Genomic DNA, 12,217 nt, shown 5'->3' with positions numbered 1-12,217 from the left:
TATCGCTGTCCGTTTTGCCATCGACGAGCAATAACAAGGTACGCAAGCGTGGTGATAAATTATTTCCACGGATGGCGATTTCTGCTCTTCCACGGGTGGTTTTGTCAAAAAGTGTCATCCCTGTCAGGCCTCTAATTCTTGTTAAATTGATAGTAAGTGAAATTTTTAACAGAAGCAATAAAACTATACCGCAGCATTGAATCGGCGTTGGCGTTAAAATTAGGCTCCTACCGGCTGAGGCCAGATTTTTTTTGGTTTCAGTTCTTATTGGCGTTTCACTAGATTCAGGTTCATTATCGTTATGCCATCGCAACTTATTAAAACTATTGAATTCGAGCGCCCGCAAATGGCGCAAGGCAGCAGTTGTACCGCGCAAGCTTGGGCTAGGGTCGCTGCCAACCCTACACAGCAGGAAAAAACTGAATTAAAGGCGCGTATCAAACGCTTGTTAAAAGAAAAGCAAGCAGTATTGGTCGCCCATTATTACGTCGATGCAGATTTGCAGGATCTGGCAGAAGAAACAGGTGGCTGTGTTTCGGACTCGCTTGAAATGGCGCGTTTTGGTCGCGATCATCCAGCCCAGACGTTGGTGGTTGCTGGTGTGAAGTTTATGGGCGAAACGTCTAAAATTCTTAGCCCCCACAAACGCGTTTTGATGCCCGATCTTGACGCTACTTGTTCGTTGGACTTAGGTTGTCCTCCTGACGAGTTCAGTGCGTTCTGTGACGCCCATCCAGACCGTACTGTGGTCGTGTATGCCAATACCAGCGCCGCTGTGAAGGCGCGTGCTGATTGGATGGTGACATCGTCAATCGGTTTGGATATCGTCGCCCATTTGCACGCACAAGGGAAAAAAATCCTTTGGGCACCAGATAAGCATCTTGGTGGATATATTCAGAAAAAAACCGGCGCTGACATGTTGCTGTGGCAAGGTTCTTGTCTGGTGCATGATGAGTTTAAGGGGATTGAACTTGAACTGTTGCGCAAGCAGCATCCGAAAGCTAAAGTGTTGGTGCATCCGGAGTCACCGCAAGATGTGGTGGATCAGGCCGATGTTGTTGGCTCCACTTCTCAGTTGATCGCTGCTGCGCAGATGTTGGATGCGGATGAGTTTATCGTTGCGACTGATAACGGTATTTTGCATAAAATGCGTATGGCCGCACCTGGCAAGCGCTTCATTGACGCGCCCACTGCCGGTAACAGCGCTACTTGCAAAAGCTGTGCGCATTGTCCCTGGATGGCGATGAACGGATTGCAGAATCTGGCCGACGTATTAGAGTCTGGTAGCAACGAAATTCACGTTGATACTGAAGTCAGCCGCAAGGCAGTGATCTGTATTGACCGCATGCTCGACTTTGCAGCGGAGCGCAAAGCCAATACCCGTCCGTCCAGCGATCTGGCACAAGAACAAACACTATTTTCAGGAATCGGTCCCGCATGAGTCTCCCTATCAGTAATGTAAACAATGCAAATAGCTCATTGAAAAACCGTTTCGCACCGTTTGATCAGGCATTGCAAGCGGCATTTGAAAATAATATTAATACTGGTATTGCTGAAGATGTCGGCAGTGGAGACTTCACCGGTATGTTGGTACCGGCCGATGCCATGGTAAAAGCGCGCGTGATCGTGCGCGAGGAAGCGGTTCTTTGTGGGGCGCCTTGGTTTGAGGCGGTCATGCAACGGCTCGACAGCCGCATTCAGATTGAATGGCATTACGCCGAAGGTGATGTAATGCGCGCCGACAGCAAAGTCTGCGATATTGCTGCACCAGCACGCGGTTTGCTGACCGCTGAACGCGGTGCGCTCAATTTTCTGCAGTTGCTGTCCGGTGTTGCCACCGCGACCCGCAGTTACGTCAACCTGATTGCCGACACTAACGCGAAAATACTCGATACCCGTAAAACGTTGCCGGGCTTACGCTTAGCGCAAAAGTACGCGGTTCGTGTGGGTGGCGGTCATAATCAACGGCTGGCATTGTATGACGGTATCTTGATCAAGGAAAACCATATCGCCGCCGCTGGTGGAATCAGCGCGGCAATGCGTGCCGCTCAAAACCTGAATGCTGGAGTAACGATTCAGGTCGAGGTGGAAAATTTGGTGGAGTTGGATGAAGCGCTGAATGCCGGTGCAACATCGGTTCTACTCGATAATTTTACCCTTGATGCAATGCGGGATGCGGTCAAGTTAACTGCGGGCAGGGCGCTATTGGAAGCGTCTGGCGGCATTAATATGGAAACCGTTCGGGCGATTGCTGAGACTGGCGTTGACCGGATTTCGATTGGCAGTCTGACCAAGGATATCCGCGCAGCAGATTATTCACTGCGCGTACTCGATTAAGATGGGTCGCTAAAGGTAAGCTTCCCGAAAAAACAGGAAATCAAGAACCAGGATGGTGATCTTGATTTCCTGGGATTGATGATGACGCAGAAGTAGGGCGTAGAAACAATCAGTCTTTAGAGGTAATATCTGAAAAATTGCCATTCTGCGGCACCGTCAGACCCGATAACTTAATGCCTGTCAGGCGTCAATACCGTTGGCAAGGCCTTTGCCAATGTTTCAGGATAATCCTGACTGTAATGCAGCCCGCGGCTTTCGCGTCTTGACAGCGCACTTTCCACAATCAAAGACGCTACTTGCACCAAATTACGCAGTTCCAGCAAATCACGGCTGATGCGGAAGTGTGTGTAATATTCATCGATTTCTTCCTTCAATAATCGGATGCGGTGCTGGGCGCGCTCAAGCCGTTTATTGGTTCGAACTATCCCAACATAGTTCCACATAAAGCGGCGCAACTCATCCCAGTTGTGGGCGATGACGACCTCTTCGTCGGCGTCGGTAACCCGACTTTCATCCCAGGCCGGGAGCGGTCTCGATTTTGGTTTGGCTTGTTGCTCGATGTATTTGGCAGTGGCACGGCCAATCACAACGCATTCAAGGAGTGAGTTACTAGCGAGGCGATTAGCACCATGCAAACCGGTATAAGCTGTTTCGCCGACTGCGTATAAACCGGGCAGATCCGTGCGTCCGCTCAGATCGGTGACCACACCGCCGCAGGTGAAATGGACCGCAGGCACGACCGGGATCGGTTGTTTGGTGATGTCGATACCAAGTTCCAGGCAACGTGAATAAATAGTCGGAAAGTGTTCTTTTAAAAAATCGGGTGATTTGTGGCTGATATCGAGATCAACATGATCCAAACCACGTTTTTTCATTTCAAAGTCAATTGCCCGCGCAACGATATCGCGTGGCGCTAATTCCGCACGTTCGTCGTGGTCTGGCATAAAGCGTCTACCTGCATCTTGACCTTCTGTATCGGGAAGCTTTAATAAGCCACCTTCGCCACGAATCGCTTCGGTGATGAGGAAAGATTTGGCGTACGGGTGGTATAGACAGGTCGGGTGAAACTGGATGAATTCCATATTGGCAACGCGGCATCCGGCCCGCCACGCCATCGCAATTCCGTCACCAGTAGCGGTATCAGGGTTGGTGGTATAAAGATAGACTTTACCTGCGCCGCCGGTCGCCATCACAGTATGACCAGCGCTGATGGTGAGGACTTTACCGGTCTTTACGTTCTTGGCATATAGACCGAGGCACTGCGGTGAAACCCCTTTTCCGTCAATTTTTTTAGAGGTAATCAGATCAATGGCGTAGTGGTCTTCAAGCAACGTAATATTCGGATGTGAGCGTACCTTTTGTTCCAGCGTCACTTGTACGGCATGCCCGGTTGCATCAGCGGCGTGAATGATGCGGCGTTGGCTATGGCCGCCTTCTCGGGTAAGGTGAAACCCCAACTCGGCGCTGGCATCGGGCGTAAATGGTACGCCTTGCTCGATCAGCCATTCGATTGCTTCGCGGCCATGTTCGACGATATAACGTGTCGCCGTCTCATCACATAATCCGCTACCGGCAATCAGCGTGTCGGAGATATGTTCATCATAGCTATCACCGGAATCAAGCACCGCGGCGATGCCGCCTTGTGCCCAGTTACTGGCCCCGTCAAGCAGAGCACGCTTGGAGATGACAACCACCTTTCTTTGTTCTGCAAGATGGAGGGCAACTGACAGGCCGGCCAAACCACTACCGATAATAGCGACATCGAATTTCATAGTGAATAGGTGAATGTAGAAATGCTGATTGCTCTAAAAGAGAATAAAAGGCTAACAAAGTGGGATAGTGTAGCGCAAGCAGCCACGTCGTGCTGTCGACTATCTGTAGGTTTTCGCAAGAGGGAAGTCGACGCCATCTGTTGGTCAACTATGCAACGGGTCTGCGTAAGCATGTTTTGAACCGCATACTTGGTTTGATCTCCATACCCACATCGGTGTGCGTAGGAGTTAACTGCTGGGTTGTTGGATGCATAAAGGAGTGGGCGAGGAGTGATGCGCGCCCCTTTGGATGCAAAGCGACTAATCCGCTTACGCGTCTATAGGTTCGGCTAATTGCGCTAATTGGCTGTCTCACTGGCTTTCTAAAGTCGCTCCAATAGTCAGCCAGACCGAGCCAGACTCAGCTACAAATATTTGGCAAGCGGTTTAGCAAGCGATTTGCCAAACCGCTTGCTAAAGCTGTTGAGCCGAGGTTAAGCGACAATCACAGGTTTTATTTTGGCGGCGGCTTGTTTGGCGCGAACTCTGGCGCTTTCGACGTCGTTCGCAATCGCGAGTATCACGCCCATACGGCGGCGCTCAAAAGACTCTGGTTTTCCGAATAGACGGATGTCGACGCCCGGTTCCCGCAACGCATCGGCGACACCTTCAAAGGCGATACCCTTAGCGTCGTGCTTGCCATAAATCACTGCCGATGCCGCCGGGCTGTTGAGTGCAACATTGACAGGCAAGCCTAATATCGCCTTTGCGTGCAACTCAAACTCGCTTTGTAGTTGACTGGCCATGGTGACCATGCCGGTATCGTGTGGTCTAGGGCTAACTTCAGAAAACCAGACCATATCGTTTTTGACAAACAGTTCGACGCCGAAGACACCAAGGCCGCCAAGATTATCAGTGATTTTTTTTGCGATATCGCGAGCGCGGACCAATGCTTCGGAATGCATCGGATGCGGTTGCCAGGATTCGACGTAATCGCCTTGCACCTGAACGTGGCCGATTGGCTCGCAGAAATGGGTTCTGATGCTGCCATCTGCTTCAAGCGCACGTACCGTCAAGAGGGTGATTTCATAGTCGAAATCAACGAAGCCCTCAACGATGACACGCCCGGCATCTACGCGACCACCAGCCGCGGCATGCGCCCACGCAGCTTCTACTTCATTGATGCTGTCGATCTTGGATTGGCCTTTGCCGGACGATGACATGACGGGCTTGATCACGCAAGGGAATCCAATGGCATCACAGGCTGCCTTAAGTTCGTCCAGATTGTTGGCAAACCGATAGGGAGATGTCGCAAGACTCAGCGTTTCTGCGGCGAGGCGGCGAATCCCTTCGCGATTCATGGTCAACCATACCGCGCGTGCAGTCGGAATCACGGTAATTTTTCCAGCGGCTTCCAATGCAACTAGCGTCTCGGTTGCAATGGCTTCAATTTCAGGCACGACCAGATCGGGTTTTTCCAACGCTATCAGCGCTTCCAGTGCCGCACCATCGGTCATATTGATGACATGCGAACGATGCGCAACCTGATGGCCGGGAGCATTCGGATAACGATCAACCGCGATGACCTCAACGCCAAGACGTTGTAGTGAAATGATGACTTCTTTGCCAAGTTCGCCCGAACCCAGCAGCATGACTTTAGTTGCGGATGGGGAAAGCGGAGTACCAATTCTGACAGGTGGCTTCATATTCTCGTAAGTGGGTAGATGGCTAACGACGATAGCAAATCTTGGGGGTTTTGGACAGCCATAAATGTCAAATTTTGCAAGCAAATTTAAGCAATAGCAAGCAAGATGCAGATTAAGAGGACAGATTGCCTCAGAAACGACAGTGAGGCGTAGTTGCGCAGTTTTATTTAGTCAAGCGAACTGCCAAAGGGTAGCATTTTGCGATGAAAAAGGCGGTCAAATAAGGTGGTAAATATACGAAAAAATGCACGTACAAAAAGGAATTACTAGACCGGAAGGCTTGAATATTGCGTGCCAGAAACAAAAAAGCCGATCAGGTCCGGTAACCTGATCGGCTCAAATCGCTGAAGGAATTGGGTTGTCGACATCAAGCTAAGCTTTGAAGCCGACTTCCCTTTAAATCTAGCGTTCTTCGGCGTAGATATCGTTGTGGATCGTTTCTTTGACAAACAGCATACCGATGACAAAGGTCGCGATGGCAATCACAATTGGGTACCACAGTCCATAATAAATATCGCCCTTGTAGGCAACCAGTGCAAACGCCGTAGTGGGCAATAGACCGCCGAACCAGCCGTTACCGATGTGATAAGGCAATGACATTGAGGTATAACGAATACGGGTCGGGAACATTTCGACCAGCATCGCCGCAATTGGTCCGTACACCATCGTCACATACAGCACTAGAATGAATAGCAATAACAGGACCATTGGCTTATTCATTTGAGCAGGATCCGCTTTGCTTGGATAGCCTGCACCCTTAATGTCAGCGGTCAACTCAGTAGAGAAAGCCTTATCTTTGGCGGTTGCATCTTCTTTCGAGAGACCATTTGCATCGTACGAAGTCAGCGTTTTATCGCCGATCTTGACCGTTGCTACTGAACCCGGCGCACCAGCGACGTTTTCATAGTTAACCGACATCGCAGACAGCTTTGCCTTCGCGATATCACAGGAAGAAGTGAACTTTTTGGTACCAGTCGGATTGAACTGGAACTGGCAAGTCGCTGGATCTGCCGTAACGATGACCGGTGCGCTCTTGAGTGCTGCTTCGAGTGCTGGATTAGCATAATGCGTCAGCCCCGAGAAGATGGGGAAGTACGTGAGCGCCGCTATCAGGCAGCCCGCCATAATAATTGGCTTGCGACCAATCTTGTCCGACAACGAGCCAAAAATCAGGAAAAATGGCGTAGCAATCAGCAAAGCCAGTGCGATTAGAATGTTGGCTGTTGGCCCATCAACCTTGAGGGTTTGTGTCAGGAAAAATAGCGAATAAAACTGACCCGTGTACCAGACCACAGCTTGACCGGCAGTCAAACCAAACAAAGCCAAAATGACTAGCTTCATGTTTTTCCACTGGCCGAATGCTTCGGTCAACGGTGCTTTAGAGACTTTGCCTTCTGCTTTCATTTTTACAAAAGCAGGGGACTCACTCATGGATAAACGAATCCAGACCGAGACGCCAAGCAAAACGATCGACACCAGGAACGGAATGCGCCAGCCCCAGTCAGCAAATGCTTCTTCACCCACGGCTGTACGTACGCCCAAAATCACTAGCAATGATAGGAATAAGCCCAGCGTTGCTGTGGTTTGAATCCATGCTGTAAACGAACCGCGTTTGTCATTCGGCGCATGCTCAGCGACATAAGTGGCGGCACCGCCATACTCGCCGCCCAGTGCCAGACCTTGCAATATCCGTAACGCCACCAAAATGATTGGTGCAGCGATCCCGATGGAATTGTAATTTGGCAAAATGCCAACGATGAATGTCGACGCACCCATAATAAGAATGGTCACCAAAAAGGTGTATTTGCGGCCAATCATGTCACCCAAACGACCAAATACCAAAGCGCCAAATGGCCGCACAATAAAGCCCGCAGCAAATGCCAGCAACGCAAAAATGAAGGCCGTATTTGGGTCCGTACCAGCGAAGAATTGTTTAGCGATAATCGCAGCCAACGAGCCGTACAAATAAAAGTCATACCACTCAAATACGGTACCGAGTGATGATGCAAATATGACTTTTCTTTCTTCGGGCGTGATGCCGCGTGAAGCAACTTTTCCTGCAGCAATACTGGTTGCCATGACTGTCTCCTTGAATATTAATATTGTTATGCACTCTTTGCGATCTGCTTCCGACGGCGTTCTCATGTCGGTATTGATACCCAAATAGTATGTATGTCCGCTTTTAATTAGCGTTTAGACCAACGGAGTGTGCGACCACAACCTTACGCAAATCTTGCTTGAAACTTACAGAAACTTACAACGCAGAGAATGGGATACAGCGGAAAATGTGCAGATTGTTTTTACCGCCTGGATTTTGTTAATGTGTGTAGAGGGAAAAAGTTTAAAAATAGTGAGCCATCAAACTTTAAAACCCGAAGCGACGCTGACCATGTGCGGGCTTGAGTTTTTTTATTGCTTCAGAGATATTATAAAAATTACACTTATAAAATCATTAAAACTATGATCAGTTAAGCCACAGTATTGCTTAATCCCTTTACATTCAGAGGTTATTAAGACCAGTTTCTTCATTCGCTTTTTTATGCCAACGTCTTTCTATGTATAGACTAAAAACGCTTTTGAAAATTGAATTCAATTTGCATAGGCTAAAGGTGATGTGGTCGCTTATTATTTCGGCTGCACTCTTGGTGGCGTTTGGGACTTTTAGTATCAATATTTTGTCCTCGGTTCGCGGGTTTGTCGCGGGTGAAAACAGCTACTCTAAAGCGCAGCGTGTTGCAGTCATGCAGTTGTTTGCATATATTGATACACGCGATTCTTTGCAATATCAGGCCTTTTCGGACGCCATTGCGATACCGTTGGGGGATCGGATGGCGCGGCTTGAGCTTGAGAAGGCCACGCCTGATATGGCGATCGTGCATCAAGGATTTTTGCAGGGTAAGAATCACCCAGATGATTTCAACGACATGGTCGGCTTGTTTCTTCATTTTAGTCACTCTTATTTGATGAGTCCCGTGACTTCCATTTGGGCGCAAGCGGATCGACAGATAGCCGCATTGAATACTGAGGCACAACAGCTGCACAAGGAGACGATTTCCGGTGTCTATGACAGCGTTTCCTCGCAAGCCGCGAAAGAAAGAATTAGGACAATTAGCCTATCGCTTGACCGCCTTGAGGCAGATTTTTCATTTAGCCTTGGGGACACTTCGCGCCAGTTACAACGATTGTTGTTGCTGGGAACCCTTTTAATCGGTGCGCTGTTGATCGCCATCGGTACACTTATTTCACGCTCAATACTTAGCAAAACCAAACGCGTGGAACGTGCCCTCGGCATCAGTGAAGAGCGTCTTTACTTTGCGATACAAAGTACCGGCGATGGGTTGTGGGACTGGGATATCGAAAAAAATAGCGTATTTTGTTCAGCACGTTTGCTGGCGTTGTTGGAGCAGCCCGACGATGGTTTGTCATATTCATCGCGCTACTTTCTGAAATACATCTATCCCCTGGATCAAGAGCTAGTGCGGGCAGGAATAGAAAAGCATTTAGACGATAGATCGTCGTATGACATAGAGTTTCGTATCGTTACGCGCTCCGGCAAGTTGCGATGGGTACGCCTGCGTGCACGTTCTAAGTTTAATGATCGTGGTGTCGCGATACGGATGACCGGTGCAATTGTTGATATCACAGAGGGAAAAAAAGCAGCACTGGAATTGACGCGTACTAATCGAGCATTGAAAATGTTAAGCCGGTGTAGTGAGGCTGTTATCCGAGCTGAAAATGAACGCGATTTGCTTTCTCAAGTATGTCGCGTTGCGGTAGACATCGGTGGATACCGCATGGCATGGGTGGGTTATGCGCAGGGCGACGAAGCCCGGTCGATTACGATTGAGTCTCATGCGGGGATTGATAACGACGCGGCCTTTGTCGATAATTTACAGGTTAGTTGGTCAGAGGACAGCCCTTTCGGCCGCGGCCCTGCCGGGCGCTCGGTTCGTAGCGGGAAGCCTATCGTGATTGAGGATATGGCGCACGATCCGCGTGTTTTTCCTTGGTTGATTGATATCCAGCTTCATGGTTATCGGGGTGGAATTTATCTACCGTTGCATGACAAGGACGGAACCTTAGGATTGTTGACGTTATATTCTGAAGAGATGATGGTAGTGGCTGTCGATGAAATTAATCTCCTGACGGAATTGGCTGGTGATCTGACATTTGGCATAAGAAGCATTCGGGCTCAACAACAACAACGCCAAATTCAGGCAGCAGTCTTAAAGATTGCCGTAGGCGTTTCGGCGAGTACTGGCACGGTATTTTTTGAGCAAGTAGCCCGTAATATGGCGGAAGCTTTAGGGGCGAGTGCGGGCTTTGTTACACGCTTGTTACCCGGTGAACCAGTGACCAGTCGCGTCCTAGCGGCCGTGATTGATGGGAAGGTGACGGAAAATTTTGACTATGTCGTTGCATGGGACAGCTACGAAGAAGTGTTTAATGCGGATAAATTTTTAATATCAAATAAAGTGTCAATGGACTTTTCCCGTTCACCGGCATTAAAGTCGCTGGGGACGCAAGCATCAATAGGCTGGCGACTCGATAACGCGGCTAATCAGCCTGTCGGTCTTCTCTTTATTTTGTTTCGCAAGCCTCTAAAAAACCTCGATTTCATTACATCTACATTACAGATATTTGCTGCGCGGGTGGCCTCCGAAATGGAGCGACAGGAAACCGATGTACGCATTCGAGATCAGGCATCGTTGCTCGATAAAGCGCAGGACGCGATCATTGTGCGCGGTATGGATCATCGCATCATGTTTTGGAATAAAAGTGCAGAACGGCTTTATGGCTGGACTCAGGACGAAGTACTCGGTATTCCGATTGAAGACCTTCCATTTGATTATTCCGTTATCTTTGAGGATGCAAAAAAGAAAATAATGCATAGCGGGGAGTGGAGTGGGGAAATTGCAAAACGGTGCAAGAGCGGTGCCACGCTGACTGTAGAAAGTCGGTGGACATTGGTCCGGGATGACCATGGGCAACCACAGTCCATTCTGGCGATTGATACGGATATTACCCAACGCAAGGCCTCTGAGCTTGAGATACAACACCTGGCTTTTTACGATCAACTCACCTTGCTGCCGAACCGCTTGCTATTAATTAATCGTCTCCAGCAAGCGTTGGCGGCGAATGTTCGTGGGCGACATTCGGGCGCGTTGTTGTTCATCGATCTGGATAACTTTAAAACGATCAACGACACGTTAGGTCACGACAAAGGTGATCTTCTGTTGCAGCAAGCTGCGTTAAGACTCGCAATATGCGTGCGTGCGAGTGATACAGTGGCTCGCCTTGGCGGTGATGAATTTGTGGTGATGCTGCTCGGACTTGAAGCTGAGCCTGATTCGGCTGTTGCACAAGCCAAGCTTGTTGGAGAAAAAATTCTGGCGGTACTCAGCAAGCCCTATCAAATTGCCGGCATAGAACATCACGGCACCGCTAGCATCGGGATTACGCAATTCCGAGATCAGCGAGATACTGTTGGGGAGTTATTGCAGCAAGCCGATCTGGCGATGTATCAAGGTAAGGCGGCGGGTCGTAACGCGATGCGATTTTTTGACGTGGAAATGCAGGCGGCGGTGACGAGTCGCGCTGCTTTGGAGGTCGATTTGCGGCAAGCTTTGCTGCACGGAGAGTTTCTTCTTTATTACCAACCACAGATGGACGGCGAAGGCCGCGTGACTGGCGCAGAAGGCTTGTTGCGATGGGTGCATCCGCGGCGCGGATTGGTTCTGCCTGTCGATTTTATATCGATGGCGGAAGAGACAGGGCTGATTTTGCCATTGGGCCAATGGATTTTGGAGGCTGCGTGCATGCAGTTGGTGGTATGGGCAGAGCGTCCAGAAACGGCACAACTAACGATCGCTGTTAACGTGAGTATTCGTCAGTTCCGTCATGCTAACTTCGTGGAGTTGATGAATGAAGTGTTAGATCGGAGCGGTGCGAATCCGGAAAGACTCAAGCTGGAAATTACCGAAAGTCTGATGGTCGATAATATGGACTCGACCATTGCTAAAATGACCGCACTAAAAAATCGGGGCGTACGCTTCTCGCTAGACGATTTTGGGACCGGTTATTCGTCACTTTATTATCTCAAGCGCTTGCCGCTTGATCAACTAAAGATTGATCAGTCTTTCGTCCGGGACATTATGACTAATCCAAATGATGCAGCCATTGCGCGCACCATCGTCGCGTTGGCGGAAAGCCTTGGCCTGATGGTGATTGCCGAGGGCGTGGAGACCGAAGCACAGCGTGAATTTTTGGCCCGCCACGGCTGTCATTTTTATCAAGGTTTCCTGTTTAGCCGGCCTTTGCTGATTGAACAGTTCGAGGTTTTTTTACAGCAGCATCTCCGCACCAGAAGTATGGGGAATGTAAAACTGAACGCTCTGTAAAAATTGACCGTTCAGATATTTA

At 49.4% G+C, this 12,217-nt stretch carries 6 protein-coding genes; 3 read left to right on the top strand and 3 right to left on the bottom strand.

Annotation, left to right across the window (positions count from 1 at the left end; genetic code table 11):
• The first annotated feature begins 301 nt into the window (after positions 1-301).
• Both nadA and nadC read left to right on the top strand, forming a co-directional pair.
• On the top strand, positions 302-1,441 hold the full coding sequence (gene nadA / locus QN379_RS19035; RefSeq protein ID WP_322239206.1) for a quinolinate synthase NadA: 1,140 nt from the start codon (positions 302-304) through the stop codon (positions 1,439-1,441).
• Positions 1,438-2,337 carry a carboxylating nicotinate-nucleotide diphosphorylase gene (nadC, locus tag QN379_RS19030; protein ID WP_322239204.1) on the top strand — a complete coding sequence of 300 codons (900 nt, stop codon included), beginning with the start codon at positions 1,438-1,440 and terminating at the stop codon, positions 2,335-2,337. The genes nadA and nadC overlap by 4 nt, the downstream gene beginning before the upstream one ends.
• A 170-nt stretch (positions 2,338-2,507) precedes the next feature.
• Here the strand turns inward: nadC and nadB are convergent, their stop codons facing one another.
• The 3 genes from nadB to QN379_RS19015 all read right to left on the bottom strand — a co-directional run bounded on the left by nadB (position 2,508) and on the right by QN379_RS19015 (position 7,873).
• Positions 2,508-4,109, bottom strand: a complete 1,602-nt coding sequence (gene nadB / locus QN379_RS19025; RefSeq protein WP_322239202.1) for an L-aspartate oxidase — start codon at positions 4,107-4,109, stop codon at positions 2,508-2,510.
• A gap of 473 nt (positions 4,110-4,582) precedes the next feature.
• On the bottom strand, positions 4,583-5,794 hold the full coding sequence (purT, locus tag QN379_RS19020) for a formate-dependent phosphoribosylglycinamide formyltransferase (RefSeq protein WP_322239200.1): 1,212 nt from the start codon (positions 5,792-5,794) through the stop codon (positions 4,583-4,585).
• A gap of 402 nt (positions 5,795-6,196) precedes the next feature.
• Entirely contained in the window at positions 6,197-7,873 is a 1,677-nt protein-coding gene (locus QN379_RS19015) for an MFS transporter (protein WP_322239198.1), read from the bottom strand.
• Between the two features lie 533 nt (positions 7,874-8,406).
• On the opposite strand from QN379_RS19015, the gene QN379_RS19010 reads away from it, so the two are divergent.
• The gene (locus QN379_RS19010) at positions 8,407-12,195 is read left to right on the top strand and encodes an EAL domain-containing protein (RefSeq protein ID WP_322239196.1); all 3,789 of its coding nucleotides are present in this window, start codon (positions 8,407-8,409) and stop codon (positions 12,193-12,195) included.
• The last annotated feature ends 22 nt before the right edge of the window (positions 12,196-12,217 follow it).

Source organism: Glaciimonas sp. Gout2, assembly GCF_035018905.1.
GTDB lineage: Bacteria > Pseudomonadota > Gammaproteobacteria > Burkholderiales > Burkholderiaceae_D > Glaciimonas.
Note: the sequence above shows the minus strand (reverse complement) of the source record. Positions and strands in the feature narration are given on the sequence as shown.